This is a genomic window from Pseudomonas rosaeacicularis, from assembly GCF_057128745.1.
The window spans coordinates 218071-239241 of the sequence record NZ_JBSKHT010000003.1 but is presented as its reverse complement, the minus strand read 5'-3'; the positions used below and the strand labels follow the sequence as shown (position 1 = coordinate 239241).

General features: G+C 58.3%; 21 protein-coding genes. 14 read left to right on the top strand and 7 right to left on the bottom strand.

All coding sequences use genetic code 11. The features are described 5' to 3' along the window. The first annotated feature begins 55 nt into the window (after positions 1-55). Positions 56-751: a uracil-DNA glycosylase gene (gene ung, locus ACWKWM_RS05680; RefSeq protein WP_483845189.1), complete on the top strand. Its 696-nt coding sequence runs from the start codon at positions 56-58 to the stop codon at positions 749-751. Between the two features lie 114 nt (positions 752-865). Here ung and ACWKWM_RS05675 read toward each other — a convergent pair whose 3' ends face one another. The 4 genes from ACWKWM_RS05675 to ACWKWM_RS05660 form a co-directional block, all read right to left on the bottom strand. Continuing rightward, the gene (locus ACWKWM_RS05675) at positions 866-1897 is read right to left on the bottom strand and encodes an AbrB family transcriptional regulator (protein WP_483845188.1); all 1032 of its coding nucleotides are present in this window, start codon (positions 1895-1897) and stop codon (positions 866-868) included. Beyond that, on the bottom strand, positions 1890-3404 hold the full coding sequence (locus ACWKWM_RS05670; RefSeq protein WP_483845187.1) for a tripartite tricarboxylate transporter permease: 1515 nt from the start codon (positions 3402-3404) through the stop codon (positions 1890-1892). The genes ACWKWM_RS05675 and ACWKWM_RS05670 overlap by 8 nt, the downstream gene beginning before the upstream one ends. Position 3405: 1 nt before the next feature. Beyond that, positions 3406-3864, bottom strand: a complete 459-nt coding sequence (locus ACWKWM_RS05665) for a tripartite tricarboxylate transporter TctB family protein (protein WP_483845186.1) — start codon at positions 3862-3864, stop codon at positions 3406-3408. A gap of 65 nt (positions 3865-3929) precedes the next feature. After that, the gene (locus ACWKWM_RS05660; protein WP_483834716.1) at positions 3930-4868 is read right to left on the bottom strand and encodes a Bug family tripartite tricarboxylate transporter substrate binding protein; all 939 of its coding nucleotides are present in this window, start codon (positions 4866-4868) and stop codon (positions 3930-3932) included. A 515-nt stretch (positions 4869-5383) separates the two neighbouring features. Here ACWKWM_RS05660 and ACWKWM_RS05655 point away from each other — a divergent pair. Together ACWKWM_RS05655 and ACWKWM_RS05650 are read left to right on the top strand one after the other, a co-directional pair. Continuing rightward, positions 5384-6055: a response regulator gene (locus ACWKWM_RS05655; protein WP_483845185.1), complete on the top strand. Its 672-nt coding sequence runs from the start codon at positions 5384-5386 to the stop codon at positions 6053-6055. Further along, the gene (locus ACWKWM_RS05650; RefSeq protein ID WP_483845184.1) at positions 6048-7457 is read left to right on the top strand and encodes a sensor histidine kinase; all 1410 of its coding nucleotides are present in this window, start codon (positions 6048-6050) and stop codon (positions 7455-7457) included. Before ACWKWM_RS05655 ends, ACWKWM_RS05650 begins: the two co-directional genes overlap by 8 nt. An 89-nt stretch (positions 7458-7546) precedes the next feature. On the opposite strand, the gene ACWKWM_RS05645 is transcribed toward ACWKWM_RS05650, so the two are convergent. Together ACWKWM_RS05645 and ygfZ are read right to left on the bottom strand one after the other, a co-directional pair. Next, complete coding sequence (locus ACWKWM_RS05645) at positions 7547-8368, bottom strand: HDOD domain-containing protein (RefSeq protein WP_483845183.1); 822 nt, start codon at positions 8366-8368, stop codon at positions 7547-7549. Positions 8369-8466: 98 nt separating this feature from the next. After that, positions 8467-9408 (bottom strand): CAF17-like 4Fe-4S cluster assembly/insertion protein YgfZ, encoded by a 942-nt coding sequence (gene ygfZ, locus ACWKWM_RS05640; protein ID WP_483845182.1) that lies wholly within the window; start codon positions 9406-9408, stop codon positions 8467-8469. Positions 9409-9550: 142 nt separating this feature from the next. Here ygfZ and ACWKWM_RS05635 point away from each other — a divergent pair, with 142 nt between their 5' ends. Continuing rightward, positions 9551-9805: an FAD assembly factor SdhE gene (locus ACWKWM_RS05635; RefSeq protein ID WP_483845181.1), complete on the top strand. Its 255-nt coding sequence runs from the start codon at positions 9551-9553 to the stop codon at positions 9803-9805. Continuing rightward, positions 9789-10256 (top strand): protein YgfX, encoded by a 468-nt coding sequence (locus tag ACWKWM_RS05630; RefSeq protein ID WP_483845180.1) that lies wholly within the window; start codon positions 9789-9791, stop codon positions 10254-10256. The genes ACWKWM_RS05635 and ACWKWM_RS05630 overlap by 17 nt, the downstream gene beginning before the upstream one ends. Here ACWKWM_RS05630 and nadB read toward each other — a convergent pair. Beyond that, on the bottom strand, positions 10225-11841 hold the full coding sequence (nadB, locus tag ACWKWM_RS05625; RefSeq protein ID WP_483845179.1) for an L-aspartate oxidase: 1617 nt from the start codon (positions 11839-11841) through the stop codon (positions 10225-10227). The two genes, ACWKWM_RS05630 and nadB, sit on opposite strands and share 32 nt — an antisense overlap. A gap of 496 nt (positions 11842-12337) precedes the next feature. Here nadB and rpoE point away from each other — a divergent pair, with 496 nt between their 5' ends. The 9 genes from rpoE to era all read left to right on the top strand — a co-directional run bounded on the left by rpoE (position 12338) and on the right by era (position 21150). Next, entirely contained in the window at positions 12338-12919 is a 582-nt protein-coding gene (gene rpoE / locus ACWKWM_RS05620) for an RNA polymerase sigma factor RpoE/AlgU (RefSeq protein ID WP_268797658.1), read from the top strand. 33 nt (positions 12920-12952) lie between these two features. Beyond that, a complete protein-coding gene (locus tag ACWKWM_RS05615; RefSeq protein WP_483845178.1) occupies positions 12953-13540 on the top strand; it encodes an RseA family anti-sigma factor in 588 nt (195 codons plus the stop codon). 8 nt (positions 13541-13548) lie between these two features. Then, positions 13549-14514 carry a MucB/RseB C-terminal domain-containing protein gene (locus tag ACWKWM_RS05610; protein ID WP_483845177.1) on the top strand — a complete coding sequence of 322 codons (966 nt, stop codon included), beginning with the start codon at positions 13549-13551 and terminating at the stop codon, positions 14512-14514. Positions 14515-14813: 299 nt separating this feature from the next. Beyond that, positions 14814-16250, top strand: coding sequence for a DegQ family serine endoprotease (locus ACWKWM_RS05605; RefSeq protein WP_483845366.1), 1437 nt, complete (start codon positions 14814-14816; stop codon positions 16248-16250). A 168-nt stretch (positions 16251-16418) separates the two neighbouring features. Further along, positions 16419-18215, top strand: a complete 1797-nt coding sequence (gene lepA / locus ACWKWM_RS05600) for a translation elongation factor 4 (RefSeq protein WP_483845176.1) — start codon at positions 16419-16421, stop codon at positions 18213-18215. A 9-nt stretch (positions 18216-18224) separates the two neighbouring features. Next, entirely contained in the window at positions 18225-19079 is an 855-nt protein-coding gene (lepB, locus tag ACWKWM_RS05595; RefSeq protein ID WP_483845175.1) for a signal peptidase I, read from the top strand. A 112-nt stretch (positions 19080-19191) separates the two neighbouring features. Further along, entirely contained in the window at positions 19192-19569 is a 378-nt protein-coding gene (locus ACWKWM_RS05590) for a DUF4845 domain-containing protein (RefSeq protein ID WP_483845174.1), read from the top strand. Continuing rightward, positions 19566-20255: a ribonuclease III gene (gene rnc / locus ACWKWM_RS05585; RefSeq protein WP_268797652.1), complete on the top strand. Its 690-nt coding sequence runs from the start codon at positions 19566-19568 to the stop codon at positions 20253-20255. Before ACWKWM_RS05590 ends, rnc begins: the two co-directional genes overlap by 4 nt. Beyond that, positions 20248-21150 (top strand): GTPase Era, encoded by a 903-nt coding sequence (era, locus tag ACWKWM_RS05580; protein WP_483845173.1) that lies wholly within the window; start codon positions 20248-20250, stop codon positions 21148-21150. The genes rnc and era overlap by 8 nt, the downstream gene beginning before the upstream one ends. The last annotated feature ends 21 nt before the right edge of the window (positions 21151-21171 follow it).

Genomic DNA, 21171 nt, shown 5'->3' with positions numbered 1-21171 from the left:
GAAATAATTACTGACAGCCCCTAAAGTCCGCGCATAGTTTTTGCCGGATACAACCATGACAAGCGATGACCGCATCAAACTTGAGCCCAGTTGGAAGCACGCGCTGCGCGAAGAATTCGAAAAGCCCTACATGAGCGTGCTGCGCGAGTTTCTGCGGCAGGAGCACGCAGCCGGCAAGGAGATTTATCCGCCCGGCCCTTTGATTTTCAATGCGCTGAACTCAACGCCACTGGACAACGTGAAAGTGGTGATTCTCGGTCAGGACCCGTATCACGGCCCCAATCAGGCGCACGGCTTGTGCTTCTCGGTGCAGCCAGGCGTGCCTGCGCCGCCCTCGCTGGTCAATATCTATAAAGAACTGAAACGGGATCTGAACATCGACATCCCGAGTCACGGGTATTTGCAGTCCTGGGCCGATCAGGGCGTGTTGATGCTGAACACGACGCTGACTGTCGAGCGCGCCAACGCTGCGTCACATGCGGGCAAAGGCTGGCAGCATTTCACCGACAAAGTGATCGAAGCCGTCAGCGCCCATCAACCGCACTTGGTCTTTTTGCTGTGGGGCGCCCATGCACAGAGCAAACAGAAACTGATCGACGCGACCAAGCATTTGGTGCTGACCTCCGTCCACCCCTCGCCGCTGTCGGCGTACAAAGGGTTTTTGGGCTGCGGGCACTTCAGCAAGGCCAACAAGTTTCTAGAGCAGAACGGCATTGCGCCGATTGAGTGGCGGTTGCCTGCCACGGTTTAGCTCCCCCCTGTAGGAGCGAATTTATTCGCGAGCGGCCGGTACATCTGACAATTTGCGGTCGGTTGATACACCGTCTCGCGAATGAATTCGCTCCTACAGAATTATTTGCGTCAGTCAGACAGTCTGCCGATTCCAATACCGAAACAACGGCTCCGCCAGAAACAACACAAACAGCAACCGCATCACCTGCATTGCCGTCACCAGCGGCACTGACAGCTGCAACACCTCGGCCGTCAAGCTCATTTCGGCGATGCCGCCCGGCATCATGCCCAGCGTCAGCGAACGCAGGTCCAGCAGCGTCAGCGTGCTCAAGACAAAGGCAGCCCCGGCGGCGATGATCATGGTCAATGCCGTGCCAACCAACGTGCGCCCTAAAAAGGAAGGCGCGCGACGAAAAAACGCACGGTTGAAATGGCACCCCAACCCGCTGCCAATCAGCCATTGCCCGATCTGACTGCCGCCATCGGGCAAGCCGATGTGCAGATCAAAACTCACACTGACCACCGCGCTCACCAGCAACGGCCCGAACAGCCACGGATTGGGCTGCCTCAAGCGCTGCCACAAAAACGCCATCGCCGCGCCCGCCGGGAATAAAACTGCCAGCCACATCCAGTCCACCGACACAGGATGCAACGCGGGCGCGCTGGCCCCCAGCAGATATTTGAAAATGGCGGGGACGCACAAAACTACGCACAACACCCGCAGGCTTTGGCCCGCCGCCACGTTGCTGAGGATCGCGCCGTTGCGGGCCCCCAGGTTGACCATTTCTCCCGAGCCGCCAGGCATGCTGGAGAAGAATGCCGTGGCGCGATCTTCGCCGGTGCGCAGCATCAGCCACACGCCGACCACGCTGGAAACGCTGGTTACCAGTGCGCCGATGAAGATCAAACCGAAGTGGGAGAGGACTTGCTCGATGACGACGGGGGTAAAGTGCAGGCCGATCCCGATACCGACCACCCATTGGCCGCACTTGCGGCCTCCGGGGATTTCAGCCAGCTGCCATGGGGTCAGGCAGCGCACGAGGATGATCGCCAGCAACGAGCCGACCATCCACGGTAAGGGCCAGCCGACCAGGCTGGCGAGGTAACCGCCGAGCAGGCCGACCAGAGGCGTGCCCCACCAGGTTTTGAATGGCCTGTCAGACATTCGCCAGTTCGCGACGCTGACGAGCACGCTTGCGCCAGATGCGGATCAACGGGAACACCAGCATGAACGCCGTCACCACCCAGACGCCGAGGGTGATCGGGCTCGACCAGAGGATTTCCAGCGCACCGTTGGAGATCGACAGCGCGCGACGCAGGTTCTGTTCCATCAAGCCCCCGAGGATGAACCCCAGCAAGATCGGCGACAGCGGGAAATCCAGCTTGCGCAGGATGTAGCCGAAGATGCCGATGCCGACCATCAGGAACAGGTCGAAGGTGGTGGCGTGAACCGCGTAGACGCCAATCCCGGTGATGATCGCGATGACCGGCACCAGCGCCCAGTTCGGCACGGCGAGAATGCGGGTGAAGATGCGGATCATCGGGATGTTGAGGATCACCAGCATGATGTTGGCGACGAACAACGATGCAATCAGGCCCCAGACGATGTCCGGCTGTTGTTGAAACAACAGAGGGCCCGGCGTGATGTTGTACAGCGACAGCGCGCCGATCATTACCGCTGTGGTGCCCGAACCCGGAACGCCCAGTGTCAGCATCGGCACCAGAGCACCGCAGGCGGTTGCGCCGATGGCGGTTTCCGGCGCTGCCAGACCGCGCATGTCGCCTTGTCCGAATTTGCCCGTGGTGCCGGCGATGCGTTTCTCGGTCATGTAGGCCACGGCGCTGGCCAGGGTAGCGCCGGCGCCCGGCAGCACGCCCATGATGAAACCCAGCAGACCGCAGCGAATGTTCACCGCGAACACCGCACCGGCTTCCTTGAGGTTGAACATCATGCGGCCGGTGGCTTTCACTGCTTCTTGGCCGCGATGGGTTTTCTCAAGCAGCAACAGGATTTCGCTGACCGAGAACAGGCCCAGCACCAGCACGACGAACTGAATGCCATCAGCCAGGTGGATGTTGTCGCCGGTGAAACGGTACACGCCGCTGTTGGCATCGATACCGATGGTCGACAGAAACAGCCCGATCAGCGCAGCGACAAAGGTCTTCAGCGGTTTGTCACCGGCCATGCCGCCCAGGCAGACGATAGCGAACACCATCAGCACAAAGTATTCCGCCGGACCGAAAGCGATCGCCCATTTCGCCAGCAGCGGGGCGAACATCACCATGCCGCAGGTCGCGATGAACGCACCGATGAACGAACTCCACGCCGACAGAGACAACGCCACACCGGCCATGCCTTGACGCGCCATTGGGTAGCCGTCCAGCGCAGTCATAACAGTGGAAGCTTCACCGGGAATGTTCAGCAAAATGGAGCTGATGCGACCGCCGTATTCGCAGCCCAGGTACACGGCTGCCAGCAGAATCAACGCCGATTCAGGCGGCAAGCCCAGGGCGAAGGCGATGGGGATCAACAGCGCGACACCGTTGATTGGCCCAAGGCCCGGCAGCAGGCCGACGACCGTACCGATCAAGGTGCCGGAGAGGGCGGTGATGAGGTTGTACGGGGTCAGCGCGACGCCGAAGCCCTGGCCCAGATAGCCGAGAGTATCCATATTATTTCTCCAGAACGTCGAGCAGACCGAGGGGCAGAGGCACGTCCATGACTTTGTCGAACAGCACGTACAGGCCAATGCTCATCAACGTAATGATCACGATGCTCGGCACCCAGCGCCCGCCGTACAGGCGCGCCATTGGAATGCCGATCAGGATGCTGCTGAGGATGAAACCCAACGGCTCGAACAGGCCGGCGAAGATCAACAGCAGACCGATGCAGATGGCGATCTTGATCAGCGTCGGGCGGTCGAGTTCGGGTTCGTCCTCGCTATGCACGATGGGCGCGGGGCGGAACACCATGTACAGCAGGGAGATGCCCATCAGCGCCAGCATCAGCAGCGGAAACGCACGCGGGCCAACGGGTTCGTAGGAAAACGGCGCCTTGTAAGGCCACGCCATCAGCGCCAGGCCGATACACACCAGCAGCAGCACAAAGGCGAAAATTCGTTGCAGGACCATGTGAAAACTCCTGGGTTACGCCACCGCGCAGGCGGCGCAACCACTCGTCAGTCAATCGAGTGCAATCACTGAATCAGGCCGAATTCCTTGGCCATGGTTTTGTATTCGGCGACACGCTGCTTGACGTATTTATCGAGTTCGTCACCGGTCATGGCGAACGGGAACAGCTCGCGCTGATCGCGCAATTTAGCGAAGTCTTCGGAGGCCAGCAGCTTGTCAAACGCCGCTTTCCACCAGTTGTATTCTTCGTCAGTTACTTTTGGCCCGAGGTAGAAGCCGCGAACCACGGGCCAGACGATGTCGTAGCCTTGCTCTTTAGCGGTCGGGATGTTCTTCATCTCCGGCTCGTCCAGTCGCTCGTCGGAGAACACTGCCAGCAGGCGCATGTCACCGCTCAAGATGTGCGGCATGGAGTCGGAAATGTCAGTACTGCCCACCTGGATGTGACCGCCGAGCAGGGCAGTCGCGATTTCGCCGCCGCCTTCGAGGGCGACGTAACGCAGGTCGCGCGGGTTGATCCCGGCGGCCTTGGCGATCAACGCGGTTTGCATCCAGTCCTGGCTGCCAACGGTGCCGCCGGAGCCGATGACCACTTTGCTAGGGTCGGCTTTCAGGGCCTTGACCAGGTCATCGAGGTTTTTGTACGGCGAGTCGGCTTTCACCGCAATGGCGCCGTAGCTGGTGCCGACGGCGGCGAGCCAGCGAACCTGGGTTTCGTCGTAACGCCCGAATTTGCCTTGTGCCAGGTTCAACAACGAACCGCTGGACCAAGCCACCAACGTGCCGGCATCGGCAGGGCGTTGCGCGACGACAGCGTTATAGGCCACTGCACCGACGCCGCCGGGCATGTAAGTCACGCGCATCGGCTTGGACAGAATCTTCTCGTTGACCAGTGCGCTCTGCACCAGTTTGCAGGTCAGGTCAAAGCCGCCGCCGGGGGAGGCGGGGGCGATGCATTCAGGGCGATTGGGTTCGGCGGCCCAGAGTTGAGTGGCTACCAGCATGCAGCTGGCGGCGACGCTGAAACGGCGCAATGTCGAGCTCATTGGTCAGTCTCCAGAGGAGTTGTTGTTTTTGAGGTGATAGGGGTAATCAGGCGTTAATTCACAATCGTCAAGCGGGGCAGGGCCACGACGATTGATGAAAAGGCATGACCATACGAGACGTGCAGAGAGCCGCATCGAGAAGATTCTGAACAAGAGCTTGGGGGGAAACACGAAGATCGGGCGCAGGGGCCATGGGCAGGATATGCAGCATCACGGTGACTCCGATATTGTTTTTATTGTTGAAAACGCATCGAGGCGTTTTTCATCGCGACCTGGGTCATGCTCAAACGGTAACAAGTCGTAACGGGATCCTAATCGGCGAAGCTTTCATCAACCTTTCAACTACCTTTCATTAACCTTTCATCGCTGCCGCATCGTCAGAGCGTACCTGCCTGGATGTACGTCAGCGCTTCACAGACCCAATGGCGCCTGTAAACTCCGCCTCCACTCAACGCCTCAATCTGGAGAAGTCGATGCGTGTCTTGCTCGTTGAAGACCATCTGCAACTGGCCGAAAGTGTCGCTCAAGCACTCAAGAGTGGCGGGTTGACCGTGGATGTCCTGCACGATGGCGTGGCCGCCGATCTGGCATTGGGCAGCGAGGAATATGCCGTGGCGATTCTCGACGTGGGACTGCCGCGCATGGATGGTTTCGAGGTGCTGGCGCGCTTGCGAGCACGGGGCAAAAACCTGCCGGTGCTGATGCTTACCGCCCGCAGCGACGTCAAGGATCGGGTCCACGGCCTGAATCTGGGCGCCGACGATTACCTGGCCAAACCGTTCGAACTGTCCGAGCTGGAAGCGCGTGTCAAAGCCCTGCTGCGACGCAGTGTCTTGGGCGGCGAACGTCAGCAGCGCTGCGGCGTGCTGGTTTACGACCTCGACACTCGCCGTTTTACCGTCGGCGACGATCTGCTGACGTTGACCTCCCGCGAGCAGTCGGTCCTCGAAGCGCTGATTGCACGTCCCGGTCGGGTCATGAGCAAGGAGCAACTGGCCGCGCAGGTCTTCGGCCTGGACGAAGAAGCCAGCCCCGACGCCATCGAAATCTACGTGCACCGCTTGCGCAAAAAGCTTGATGGCCAGCCTATCGCCATCGTGACGTTCCGTGGCTTGGGTTATCTGCTGGAAAGCCGCGATGTCTAGCCTGTTTCCTGATCGGGAAAACAGCCTGCGTTGGCGTTTGCTCTGGAATCTCGGGCTGTTGCTGGTGGTATTGATGATCGCCAGCGGCATGAGCGCCTACTGGAACGGACGCGAGGCCGCGGACACCGCGTACGACCGCACGCTGCTGGCGTCGGCCCGAACCATCGCTGCCGGCCTGTCTGAGCGTGACGGCACCTTGAGCGCCGATGTGCCTTACGTCGCCCTCGACACCTTTGCTTACGACAGTGCCGGGCGAATCTACTACCAAGTTAACGACATCGATCAGAAGCTGATTTCCGGTTATGAAAATTTGCCGGGGCCGCCGCCTGGGACGCCGCGCACGGATGCGTATCCGGCGCTGGCCAAGTTTTACAGCGCGCGTTATCAGGGCCAAGACGTGCGGGTGGTGAGCCTGCTTAAAGCAGTCAGTGAGCCAAACATGAACGGCATGGCTGAAATACGCGTCGCCGAGACCGAGGAAGCTCGGGTGACAATGGCCCGCGGCTTGATGGCCGACACCTTGCTGCGGCTGGGTATGCTCGGCGGTGGCGCGTTGTTGCTCGTGTGGTTCACGGTCAGCGCGGCCTTGCGTCCGCTGGATCGTTTGCGCACGGCGGTGGAAGAGCGCCAGCCGGACGATCTGCGCTCTTTGCCTTTGGTCGAAGTGCAGCACGAGTTGCGGCCACTGGTGAGTTCGCTCAACCATTTCACTGAGCGGCTGCGCCTGCAATTCGAACGTCAGGCGCAGTTCATTGCCGACGCCGCTCACGAATTACGAACGCCGCTGGCCGCCCTTAAAGCCCGTGTCGAACTGGGGCTGCGTGACAACGATCCGGCGACGTGGCGCTCGACCCTGGAAACAGCCGCCGTCGGTACCGACAGGCTGACGCATCTGGCCAATCAGCTGTTGTCGCTGGCGCGTATCGAAAACGGCGCTCGGGCTATCTCTGAAGGCGGCGCCGAAGTTCTCGATCTCAGTCAACTCGCCCGGGAGTTGGGTATGGCCATGGCGCCGCTGGCCCACGCCCGAGGTGTCGCACTGGCGCTGGAGGCCGATGCGCCGATCTGGCTGCGCGGCGAGCCGACGCTACTCAATGAGCTGCTGAGCAACCTGATCGACAACGCACTTGCGCATACGCCCCAAGGCGGGAATGTGATCTTGCGCGTCCATGCCCCCTGCGTGCTGGAAGTCGAAGACGACGGGCCGGGCATTCCCTTGCTTGAGCGGGATCGGGTGTTCGAGCGCTTTTATCGACGCAATCAGCTGGGGTCTGGTTTGGGGCTGGCGATTGTCGGCGAGATTTGCCGCGCACATCTGGCGCAGATCAGTTTGCACGACGGAGCAGAGCGGGGATTGAAAGTGCGGGTGAGTTTTGTGGCGCTGGAGCCGGGGTCTGGCTGATTGCTTACTTCTTCGCCGACAAGTTGGCTCCTACAGGGCCGGGTGATCCTCTGTAGGCGCGAACTTGTTCGCGAGGCTTCCTAAAAGATTTAATAAAGCAGCGTCATCGCTTCGTTCATTTCGATGATCAACGCACCTTCGGCCGGGTCCAGCCCTAGCTGGCGAGTAGCCGGCAACACACTCAGATCGGTGTTCGGATACGCCTTGCCCGTCACGTCATGCACATGCACGGTCGCCACTTGCACCAGATCAACGTAATCGGGCCGCAGCGACACACGCTCAAAATCCTGAAACTGGGTAGGAACAATCGACAGCGCCTCGGGGAAATCCCATGAACGCAGGAGCCGCTCGCCAATCACCGGATGAATGCGCTCGATCACATGATTGAGGCTAACGGCGTCGGAAAGCAGTTCGAAGTTGTCTTCGGCGTAGGTCAGAATCGGCAGCACGCCGATCAAGTGGATCAGGCCCGCGAGCGTCGCCTGGTCAGCACGCAAATGATGGGTTCTGCGGCACAAGCTGCTGCTGACACCGGCCACTTGCAGACTCAGCTTCCAGATGGCGCGCATCTTGGCGTCGATCACAGGGGATTTGGCGTGAAACATCTGCTCGACCACCAGACCGATGGCCAGATTGCAGGTGTAGTTGACGCCCAGCCGACGAATCGCCGTCAGGACATCACTCACTTCAAAGTTGGGGCGCAGCAGCGGGCTGTTCACAACTTTGATCAAGCGTGCCGACAAGGCGGTGTCACTGCCGATGACCTTGCTCAGCGCGGCAATGCTGATTTCAGCGTCTTCCGCCGCCAGACGGATTCTTAGCGCTACTTCAGGGAGTGTCGGCAGAAACAGAGCGTCTCTGTCGATCGCCTTGATCAGGTCCCTTTGCACCTCGTCAGCCATGTTGCTCATATCGCATCTCTAAGGTGTTGCACGGATCGCGACCTTTGCCGGGGCGGGCTTGGGACGCGACGAATACGCTGACGATGTGAGGCAGTTGGCACAAGCGCTTAGCGCTGTGTCTCAAGTTTGCTGTCCAGAGTGTAGGGCAGCTCCGACATTTGCAACGCCAAGCCGTCCGACGAACCGAGGTGGATGTTTCCATCTTCTGCAGCGTCGGCCTGCAACACGGCTAGCAACTCGACGCCCTCGTCACTGTTTGCCGCGATCACCACCTCGCCGACGGCACTGCCGTGAACCGGTGAAAACAAAGGCGTTCCCGCTTCAGGCAGTTCGCCACTTGAAAGGTTCAGCCGATAAAGGCGGCGCTTGAGTTTGCCCAGATACTGCATGCGGGCGACGATTTCCTGACCGGTGTAACAGCCCTTCTTAAAGCTGACGCCGCCGACCGCTTGCAGGTTGATCATCTGCGGAATGAAGGTCTCGCGGGTCTGCCCGACCACTTGCCCGATACCGGCGCGAATCTGGCCCAGCAGCCAATCGTTGAGCGAGCCTTGCCAAAGCGAAACGGCAAGCTGGGCCTGGACATCACTGGCTTTGTCGGCGTGAACCCAAAGCTCGGCGCGACCGGGAGATACGCGAATGGCAATGAGGTCGTTACCGCGGGCAACCGAGTCGATCTCATGCGTAAGGTAGACACCCATCGCGGCCAGGGCGCTGTCACCGTCACTGAGGCCAAACCGGGCCCAGGACGCGCTTTCGTCCGTCAGTTTGGACTTGGAAAACACAGCGTATTTCTTGAGGTCCAGCAATTGCGCTTCGATCAGCTCGCTGGCCATCGCCAAGAGATAGCCATCACCTTCTGGCAGGATGCGAAAGCTGGACTGCATGCGGCCTTTTTGCGTGCAGCGCGCGCCGAGACTGGCTTTGGCGTCGCTCAGGTAATCGATGTTGCAGGTCAATTGGCCCTGAAGGAATTTGCCGGCGTCCACGCCTCGAACGGCGAGAACACCTTCGTGAGAGAGGGTGCAGAAGAAAGCTGAGTCGGCCATGGGTCATCGCAGGGTTGAAGTCTGAGGCACCATGATAGTGCCGAGTGGGTTCATTGGGTACAGGTAAACTGCTGAGACGAAGTGCGGGTACGCCCAGCCGCATTGCCCCTGTATACTCGCCGCCAAATTCGAGGAGCCCTCCATGGTCGACGATGTTGAACTCAATCGCCTCTTCTGGCACAGCCGCCGCGGCATGCTGGAGCTGGATGTCCTGCTGGTACCGTTTGTAAAAGAAGTCTACCCAAGCCTCAATCAGGTGGATCGTGATCTCTACGTCCGCTTGCTGACCTGTGAAGATCAGGACATGTTCGGCTGGTTCATGCAGCGCGCAGAATCCGAAGATCCCGAGCTGCAACGCATGGTTCGCATGATTCTGGACCGTGTCCAGCCCAAGTGATCGCTTCGAATGTCGTTGGCACGCCTCGCGCAGGCTGCTGACGGCGTACCTCGCCGCTCAGGCCCTGGCACTGATCGCACTGTTTTTTCTTAACATTCCCGTCTGGGTCAAGCTGATCGGCGTTTTATTGTGCCTGTGGCACGGTATCCGCTATTGGCATCGTTGCATTGCGTTGTCGGATGAACAGGCATTTACCGGTTTGCGTCGCGACGGGGATGGCTGGCAGCTGTGGAGTGACCGCTCAGGCTGGCAACCGGTGCAGTTGCGGCGTGACAGCGTTGCGCTGCCACACATCGTGATTTTGCGTTTCCGCCTGACGGCGGGGCGCTGGATGGATCGCTGGTGGGTCAGCAGCGTCTGCATTCCCAGTGACTCGCTGGCGCCGGACACCCACCGACGCCTGCGTTTGCGCCTGAAGTTCAGCCGGCAAAGGTGGGCGGCACCAGAATAGTGTCGATGGCCTCGGGCAACAGGTCCGGGTAGTCCAGCGTGTAATGCAGCCCTCGGCTTTCCTTTCGCGCCATCGCTGAACTGATCATCAGCTCGGCCACCTGCGCCAGATTGCGCAGCTCGATCAAATCCCGACTGACCTTATAGTTGCTGTAGAACTCGTCTATTTCGTCCAGCAGTAGCCGGACGCGATGCGCCGCGCGCTGCAGGCGCTTGTTGGTGCGCACAATGCCGACGTAATCCCACATGAAACGCCGCAGCTCATCCCAGTTGTGGGCGATGATTACATCTTCGTCAGAATCGGTCACCTGGCTGGCGTCCCAAGCCGGTAACGGGAGCGGATGAGCAACCTGCGGCAACTGGCCGACGATGTGGGCCGCTGCCGAGCGCGCATATACGAAGCACTCGAGCAGCGAATTGCTGGCCATGCGGTTGGCGCCGTGTAACCCGGTAAAACTGGTTTCGCCGATCGCATACAGGCTTGGCACATCGGTACGCCCATGTTGATCGACCACAACGCCGCCACAGGTGTAGTGGGCGGCGGGTACTACCGGGATCGGCTGCCGGGTAATGTCGATGGAAAATTCCAGGCAGCGCTCATAGACAGTCGGGAAATGAGTCTTGATGAAGTCTTCGGGCTTGTGACTGATGTCCAGATAAACGCAGTCAATCCCCAACCGCTTCATTTCATGGTCGATGGCGCGAGCAACGATGTCCCGAGGCGCGAGTTCTGCGCGGGGATCGAAGCGCTGCATGAAGCGTTCCCCGTTGGGCAGCTTCAAATAGGCGCCTTCACCGCGCAGCGCTTCAGTGATCAGAAAGCTTTTGGCCTGGGGGTGGTACAGGCAGGTGGGGTGGAACTGGTTGAATTCCAGATTGCCGACCCGGCAACCCGAGCGCCAGGCCATGGCAATGCCATCGCCACATGCTCCGTCGGGGTTGCTGGTATAGAGATAGACTTTGGCGGCCCCACCTGAGGCCAGAATCGTAAAGCGAGCACTGTGGGTATCCACTTCGCCGGTGGAGCGATCCAGGACATAGGCGCCCAGGCAACGTTGACCGTCGAGGCCAAGACGGCGCTCGGTGATCAGATCGACCGCTACGCGCTGCTCCAGCAACTGTATATTGGGACGCGCCTGGGCTTGAGCCAGCAGCGTGGTAAAGATTGCAGCGCCGGTAGCGTCGGCAGCGTGGATGATGCGGCGATGGCTATGACCGCCTTCGCGGGTGAGGTGAAACTCAAATCCGCCGTCTTCAACAATGTTCCGGTCGTCACGGGTGAACGGCACGCCCATGTCGATCAGCCACTCAATTGCTTCGCGGCTGTGCTCGACAGTGAATCTGACGGCGTCCTCATTACACAGCCCCCCGCCTGCGTTCAGCGTGTCCTCAACGTGCGACTCAACCGTGTCGGTGTTGTCCAGAACTGCCGCAACGCCACCCTGAGCCCAGAAGGTTGAGCCGTTCGCCAGATCCCCCTTGCTCAGGACCGCAATGCTTAAATGCGCAGGCAAGGTCAGCGCAAGGCTCAACCCCGCAGCACCACTGCCAATCACGAGAACATCGTGTTGAAAATGTCGGCTCATCTGAATTTGGCTCTCTTATACGGCCACTAGCTATATGTAGGGGTGTAGCGGCACAATAGCGGCGATTTTATGGCAATCGTGAATCCACAGCGGGCCCGGATTGTGCGCTACTCCGGAGCACCGTGCATACCGTTTGGCAAGTTCGAAACATCGATAGGTAGCTCTCGATTTCTTCCTACAAACGGATTGACGTGCGTCTTACGACCGAAAATGAATGTGGAACTTTTTAATAAGCGCCACGTTCAATAGGAGGTTGCCGATAAAGGGACAGCGTCGGCGCTAGGCGAGGATCAATACATGGCCATTGCCAGCGCGTTCGACGACAAGATTATTCACGCAGCCGACTTGGTTCGAGCTGCGTTTTTCGTGCGGGCCACCATCGCTCGCCGGAAACTTGCTTGAAGGGGGGAGAACTTTTGCCAAAAGCCCGAGTCTATGTTTGCAAGCCTGTGAATGAGCCGTTGCAACGCTCCTTTAAGCTCTATGAGGAGTATGCATGCTAACCCAGGAAGAGGATCAGCAACTGGTCGAACGCGTACAGCGCGGCGACAAGCGAGCCTTTGATCTGCTAGTGGTGAAATATCAACACAAGATTCTTGGATTGATCGTGCGATTCGTCCACGACACCCATGAAGCGCAAGATGTCGCCCAAGAGGCCTTTATCAAGGCTTACCGCGCACTTGGCAACTTTCGCGGCGACAGCGCCTTTTACACATGGCTGTACCGCATCGCCATTAACACGGCGAAAAACTATCTGGTGTCGCGAGGTCGGCGACCACCGGACAGTGATGTCAGATCTGAAGACGCGGAGTTCTACGACGGCGATCATGGCCTAAAGGACATCGAGTCACCGGAAAGAGCATTGTTACGGGATGAGATCGAGGGCACCGTCCATCGAACTATCCAGCTACTTCCGGAAGATTTGCGTACAGCTCTAACTTTACGTGAGTTCGACGGTCTGAGTTACGAAGACATTGCAAGCGTCATGCAGTGTCCGGTTGGTACCGTGCGCTCACGCATCTTCCGCGCTCGGGAAGCCATTGATAAAGCCCTGCAGCCTTTGTTGCAGGAATCCTGAGACAGCGGCGATAGCCAAAAGAGAGGAACCGCCATGAGTCGTGAAGCCCTGCAGGAATCGCTGTCCGCAGTGATGGATAACGAAGCGGACGAACTTGAATTACGTCGAGTGCTTAATGCAATCGACGATGCGGATACACGTGCCACATGGTCGCGTTATCAGATCGCTCGTGCAGCCATGCACAAGGAATTGTTGATCCCGCATCTGGATATCTCGGCATCTGTTGCTGCCGCGATCGCTGATGAGGTCAGTCCGCTCAAAGCCGGTCGTGGTCCATGGCGCACCTTGGGTCGCTTGGCTGTTGCTGCATCGGTCACCGTGGCTGTGTTGGCAGGCGTGCGTCTTTACAATCAGGATGACATCGCTGGTGCCCAATTGGCGCAGCAGTCGGCTCAGCCTGCCAACCTTGCCCCTCAGGTCAAAGGTCCGGCAGTCCTGGCTGGCTATACCGAGAGCGAGCAAGCTCCAGGCCCTATGGCCAGTGGTGTGTTGCAAGGTCAGGCCGGATGGCACGACCAGCGTTTGCCGGGCTATCTGCGTCAACATGCTCAGCAAGCTGCGTTGAAAGGCACTGAAAGCGCATTGCCGTATGCACGCGCTGCCAGCCTGGAAAACCGTTAAGGAGGATCATGCACCCCATCCGTCTATTGCCGCTTCTGCTAGGTGGGTGGCTGGTCCTTCCAGTTCATGCCGATGATGCGCAAGACCAGCTCAAGCGTCTTGCGCAGGCAGAACAAAAGCAAAGCTTTCAAGGCACCTTCGTTTACGAACGTAATGGCAGCTTTTCAACTCACCGGATTTGGCATCGTGTGGTCGATGGCAAAATCCGTGAGCATCTTCTCCAACTCGATGGCTCCGCTCAGGAAGTCTTACGCGTAGACGGCGTCACGCAATGTGTGAGCGGCAATCTCGTTCCTGGCGTGACCAATATCCCTGATTCCCCGGCTCACGCCTTCGACGCAGCCAAACTGTCTGCGTGGTATGACATGGCGGTTGCAGGCAAGTCGCGGGTAGCAGGTCGTCCGGCAGTCATCGTCACTCTGACGCCGAAGGATCAGCACCGTTACGGAATCGAATTGCATCTGGACGCCGAAACCGGTTTGCCGTTGAAGTCGCTGTTGCTGAGCGATAAAGGGCAGCTGCTTGAGCGATTCCAATTCACTGAGCTCAATACCTCCGACGTTCCTACCGATCAGATGCTGGCTGCCAGCGCTGAGTGCAAGCAGGTCGACGTTGCCAAAGCCAAGCCAGATGCGACTAAACCCGCGCCCGTTGCGTGGCATTCGGACTGGTTACCGCCGGGGTTCGAGCTAAGCAGTGCTGCAGCTCGCAAGGATCCGGACTCCAAATCTCTGGTCACAAGCTTGATGTATGACGATGGCCTCGCGCGTTTTTCCGTGTTTATCGAGCCCGTCTCAGGCGCCGCGGTGACAGACATTCGCACGCAGCTAGGTCCCACTGTTGCCGTTTCTCGCCGCCTCAACACGCCCAAGGGTGATGCGATGGTAACGGTGGTTGGGGAAATCCCGATTGGCACCGCTGAACGTATAGCGTTGTCGATGCGCAGTGATTCTGCCACACCTGCCAAGAAGTGACCTGAGCCCTCGAATGTGCCCACTATGAAAAAGGTTTCATTTTGGGCGACTTCCCGCGCCAGCCAGCTTAATGAGGGCGTCGGCCCACATGCTGAAATGTTTGGTGAGCTTTGTGGGTTGCAAATAAGCACTTTTTTTTCTATAGGTCACAGCTTCGCAGCTCTGGCCTTTTTCGTTTCCAGGACCGGAATGCTGCCCGAGAGAGCAGTGCCGCACTATGCTGCATTGCACGCATGCTCTTCGGACCTGCCGGTCCGTATCGCTTACCCATGCTCGTTATGAACGGGAGCCGTATGTCCATACCTCGCTTGAAATCTTATCTTTCCCTGATGGCCGCCGTGCTGATGCTTGGCCAGGTAGTCACTGCCCAGGCAGAGGCGTTGCCAGACTTCACATCATTGGTGGAGCAAGCTTCCCCCGCAGTGGTGAACATCAGTACTCGGCAAAAGCTTCCGGACCGCTCCGTGGCTCAAGGTCAGATGCCTGATCTCGAAGGGCTGCCGCCGATGCTGCGCGAGTTTCTCGAGCGCAGCGTGCCGCCGGGGTCGCGTCCGCCTGGCTCTGGCTCAGGTAAGGGTGATCGTCAGCGCGAAGCGCAGTCGCTGGGATCAGGTTTCATCATCTCCTCTGACGGCTACGTGATGACGAACAATCACGTCATTGACGGCGCGGACGAAATCCTCGTGCGCTTGTCAGACCGCAGCGAGCTGAAAGCCAAGCTGGTGGGGACCGATCCCCGGACTGACGTAGCGCTGTTGAAAATCGACGGCAAAGACTTGCCCACGGTCAAGCTGGGTAATTCCGACAAGCTGAAAGTCGGCGAATGGGTATTGGCCATCGGCTCGCCCTTCGGGTTTGATCACTCGGTGACGAAGGGGATCGTCAGCGCCAAGGGCCGCAGCTTGCCGAACGATACCTATGTGCCGTTCATCCAGACTGACGTCGCGATCAACCCAGGCAACTCGGGTGGCCCGCTGTTCAACATGGCAGGGGAGGTTGTGGGCATCAACTCGCAAATCTTCACGCGCTCCGGTGGTTTCATGGGCCTGTCGTTTGCAATCCCGATTGATGTAGCGCTGGATGTCTCCAATCAGCTGAAAGCCAGCGGCAAGGTCAATCGCGGTTGGTTGGGCGTGGTGATCCAGGAAGTGAACAAAGACCTGGCCGAATCATTCGGGCTCGACAAACCAGCCGGCGCGCTGGTCGCCCAGGTAATCGATGATGGCCCTGCTGCCAAAGGTGGCCTGCAAGTAGGCGATGTGATTCTGAGCGCCAATGGCCAGCCAATCGTCATGTCGGCTGACTTGCCACATCTGATCGGTAATCTGAAAGACGGCAGCAAAGCCGAACTGGAAGTGATCCGTGATGGCAAGCGTCAGAAGCTGACCGTCACCGTAGGCGCCTTACCTGATGAGGGTAAGGAAATGGGCTCTTCTGAAGATGGTGTTGAGCGCAACAGCAATCGTCTGGGTGTTTCGGTTGCAGACCTGACTGCTGAGCAACTCAAAAGCATGGACCTGAAGGGCGGCGTTATCATCAAGGATGTCCAGGACGGTCCTGCTTCGTTGATCGGTCTGCAAACCGGCGACGTCATCACCCACTTGAACAATCAGGCGCTTACCTCGGCCAAGCAGTTCACTGAGGTTGCCAAAGGCCTGCCCAAGAATCGTTCGGTGTCCATGCGTGTGCTGCGTCAAGGGCGTGCAACGTTCATCACCTTCAAACTGGCCGAGTAATCAACCGATGATGAAAAAGGAGCGGTTCTACCGCTCCTTTTTTTGTGCCCGCGAGAACTGGTGCGGTGCGGCGTGGAGTGTGAACGTGACGCCCCAGCCTTCCTTCAGGTACAATTCCCGGCTATTTTTCGGCGGGCAGTCTGCCTGCAACCTTTTGAGTGTTGATCCGTGAGTGATTTGAGTCATATCCGCAATTTCTCCATCATCGCCCACATTGACCATGGCAAGTCGACGCTGGCTGACCGTTTCATTCAAATGTGCGGCGGGTTGTCCGAGCGCGAAATGGAAGCCCAAGTACTTGACTCCATGGACCTTGAGCGCGAGCGCGGGATCACCATCAAGGCCCACAGCGTCACCTTGTATTACACCGCGAAAGACGGCATTACCTACCAACTGAATTTCATCGACACGCCCGGCCACGTTGACTTCACTTACGAAGTCAGCCGTTCGCTGGCGGCGTGTGAAGGCGCGCTGCTGGTGGTCGACGCCGGTCAAGGCGTCGAAGCCCAGTCCGTTGCCAACTGCTATACCGCCATCGAGCAGGGCCTTGAGGTCATGCCGGTGTTGAACAAGATCGACCTGCCTCAGGCTGATCCGGACCGCGTCAAGGAAGAGATCGAAAAGATCATCGGCATTGATGCGACCGACGCCGTGGCCTGCAGCGCCAAAACCGGCCTGGGTGTTGATGAGGTCCTGGAGCGTCTGGTGCAGACCATTCCTGCGCCGACCGGCAATATCGAAGACCCGCTGCAAGCGTTGATCATCGACTCGTGGTTCGACAACTACCTGGGCGTTGTTTCCCTTGTTCGCGTGCGCCATGGCCGTGTGAAGAAGGGCGACAAGATTCTGGTCAAATCCACCGGCAAGCTGCACCTGGTGGATAGCGTGGGCGTTTTCAACCCCAAGCACACTGCAACGGTAGACCTCAAAGCTGGCGAAGTAGGCTTCATCATCGCTGGCATCAAGGACATCCACGGCGCACCAGTGGGTGACACCCTGACCCTGAGCACCACCCCGGATGTCGAGGTATTGCCAGGCTTCAAGCGTATCCAGCCACAGGTTTATGCCGGTCTTTTCCCTGTCAGTTCCGATGACTTCGAAGACTTCCGCGAAGCACTGCAAAAGCTGACGCTTAACGATTCTTCACTGCAATATTCGCCAGAAAGCTCCGACGCGCTGGGCTTTGGCTTCCGTTGCGGCTTCCTCGGCATGCTCCACATGGAGATCATCCAGGAGCGTCTGGAGCGTGAATACGATCTGGACCTGATCACCACCGCGCCAACGGTAATTTTCGAATTGCTGCTTAAAACCGGTGAAACAATTTACGTCGACAACCCCTCCAAGCTTCCTGACCTGTCGAGCATCGAGGACATGCGCGAGCCTATCGTGCGCGCCAACATCCTTGTGCCTCAGGAGCACCTTGGTAACGTCATTACGCTGTGCATCGAAAAGCGTGGCGTTCAGCACGACATGCTGTTCCTCGGTACTCAGGTGCAAGTGACCTACGACCTGCCGATGAACGAAGTGGTCCTGGACTTCTTCGACCGTCTCAAATCGGTCAGCCGTGGTTACGCTTCCCTGGACTATCATTTCGATCGTTACCAGTCTGCAAATCTGGTGAAGCTGGATGTACTGATCAACGGTGAGAAAGTCGATGCGTTGGCGTTGATCGTTCACCGGGACAACGCGAACTACAAAGGACGCGCGTTGACCGAAAAGATGAAAGAACTGATTCCTCGTCAGATGTTCGACGTGGCAATCCAGGCCGCCATCGGCGGGCAGGTTGTGGCGCGTACAACCGTCAAGGCGCTCAGAAAGAACGTACTGGCCAAATGTTACGGCGGCGACGTCAGTCGTAAGCGCAAGCTGCTGGAAAAACAGAAAGCCGGTAAGAAACGCATGAAGCAGGTGGGCAACGTGGAAATTCCACAGGAAGCCTTCCTTGCAGTGCTCAGGTTGGAATAGTCAGGCCCTATGTCACTAAATTTCCCGCTGTTGTTGGTCATCGCCGTCGCTGTTTGCGGTCTGTTGGCCTTGTTCGACCTGATCGTTCTCGCGCCTCGTCGGCGTACCGCGATAGCCACCTATCAGGGCAGCGTCAGCCAGCCTGACGTTGGCGTTGTCGAGCAATTGAACAAAGAGCCCCTGCTGGTTGAATACGGCAAGTCGTTCTTTCCAGTGCTGTTCATTGTGCTGGTGTTGCGTTCGTTTCTGGTTGAGCCTTTCCAGATCCCGTCGGGTTCGATGAAACCGACGCTCGATGTAGGCGATTTCATTCTGGTCAACAAGTTCTCGTATGGCATTCGCCTGCCAGTGCTCGATCAGAAGGTCATCCAGATTGGTGATCCGCAGCGTGGCGATGTGATGGTGTTCCGCTATCCAAGCGACCCGAGCGTCAACTACATCAAGCGTGTAGTCGGTCTGCCGGGCGACAAGATTCGCTACACCAGTGACAAGAAACTGTTCGTCAACGGCGAACTGGTCGCCAAGCAGCTGATTGGTACCGAGCCCGGAACCTTAGGCAGCGCGGAGCTGTATCAGGAAAAGCTTGGCGACGTCGAACACCAGATCCGCCAGGAAATGAGCCGCTACCGCGCGCCACCTGACAGCGAGTGGACGGTTCCTGCAGCGCATTACTTCATGATGGGCGACAACCGGGACAACTCCAACGACAGCCGTTATTGGGATGACCCCAATATTCCCAAGGACGAATTGGGGATGGTCCCGGACAAAAACATCGTGGGCAAAGCGTTTGCGGTGTGGATGAGTTGGCCAGAGCCCAAGCTGAGTCACTTCCCCAACTTCTCGCGAGTCGGGTTGATCAAGTAGCCGATACGGCGCTGTTATTGACAGCGCCGTATGTCATTTCGGCAGGCAACAACCAAGGTGTGGCTCGATTCACCTTGCACACAGATTTGAAGGACTATTCTTGAGGTCGTACATGACAGTCGCCCGTTCGCAAAAAGGCTTGTCGTTCCTGGGATGGCTGGCGCTGTTGGCAGTTCTCGCCTTTCTCGCGAGCACAGGTGCCAAAGTGGTCCCGCACTACCTCGACTACATGTCGATGAAGAAAATCATCGAAGCAGTGGGAACCGACAAGGCAGCGAGTGTGGTGACGGTCGATGATTTTTACGGCTATGTCGCTAAAGGCATGCAGATCAATAACATTCGGGATTTGGATTTGAAGAAGGCGTTAAGCGTGACGACGGAGAACAGCAGGTTCCTCGCCCATTTGAACTACGAGAAACGTGAGCCATTGATCCAGAACATCGATCTGGTGGTTAAGTTCGACCACCAATTCAGCGTGGGTAGACCGTGAGCGTTTCTTTGAGCCGCCTCGAGCGTCAGCTCGGCTACACCTTCAAGGACCAGGAACTGATGATCCTGGCTCTGACACACCGCAGTTTCGCCGGCCGCAACAATGAGCGTCTTGAGTTTCTCGGCGATGCGATCCTCAATTTCGTTGCCGGTGAGGCGCTGTTCGATCGTTTCCCGCAGGCGCGCGAAGGTCAGCTGTCGCGGTTGCGAGCACGGCTTGTAAAAGGCGAGACCCTTGCGTTGCTGGCTCGCGGGTTTGATCTGGGCGAGTACCTGCGCCTGGGTTCGGGTGAGCTGAAAAGCGGCGGCTTTCGTCGTGAGTCGATCCTCGCCGATGCCCTTGAAGCCCTGATCGGCGCGATTTATCTGGACGCTGGTATGGACGTTGCGCGTGATCGCGTGCTTGCCTGGCTGACTACCGAATTCGACAGCCTGACGCTGGTGGACACCAACAAAGACCCTAAGACTCGGCTTCAGGAATTTCTGCAGTCGCGCGCCTGTGATCTGCCGCGCTACGAAGTGGTGGACATCCAGGGCGAACCGCATTGCCGGACGTTTTTCGTCGAATGCGAGATCACTTTACTGAATGAAAAAAGCCGGGGACAGGGTGTTAGCCGTCGCATTGCCGAACAGGTAGCCGCGGCCGCAGCACTCATCGCCCTTGGCGTGGAGAACGGCAATGACTGATTCAACTGCAACACGCTGTGGCTACGTCGCCATTGTTGGCCGGCCCAACGTGGGCAAGTCCACGCTGCTGAACCACATCCTCGGCCAGAAGCTTGCGATCACGTCGCGCAAGCCGCAAACCACCCGTCACAACATGCTCGGCATCAAGACCGAAGGCAGCGTGCAGGCGATCTACGTCGATACGCCCGGCATGCATAAGAATGGCGAGAAAGCCCTCAACCGCTACATGAACAAGACTGCATCGGCTGCGTTGAAAGACGTCGATGTAGTGATTTTCGTGGTTGATCGCACCCGCTGGACCGATGAAGACCAGATGGTGCTCGAGCGCGTGCAGTACGTGCAGGGCCCTGTGATTCTGGCGATCAACAAGACCGACCGCATCGAGGACAAGGCTGAGCTGATGCCGCATCTGGAGTGGCTGCAAGGTCAGTTGCCCAATGCCTCGATCATGCCGATCTCCGCGCAGCACGGTCACAATCTTGAAGCGCTGGAAACCCTGATCGCCACGCACCTGCCAGAGAACGATCACTTCTTCCCGGAAGATCAGATCACTGACCGCAGCAGCCGTTTCCTGGCCGCCGAACTGGTTCGCGAGAAGATCATGCGTCAGCTGGGCGCCGAGGTTCCGTACCAGATCACCGTCGAAATCGAAGAGTTCAAGCAGCAGGGCAAAACCCTGCACATTCATGCGCTGATCCTCGTCGAACGTGATGGCCAGAAGAAGATCATCATTGGCGACAAGGGTGATCGCATCAAACGCATCGGCACTGATGCGCGGCGCGACATGGAGCTGCTGTTCGACTCCAAAGTCATGCTTAACCTTTGGGTCAAGGTCAAAGGAGGTTGGTCCGATGACGAGCGCGCGCTGCGTTCGTTGGGCTACGGCGACCTGTAAGACGTCCAGGTTCAGCGATAG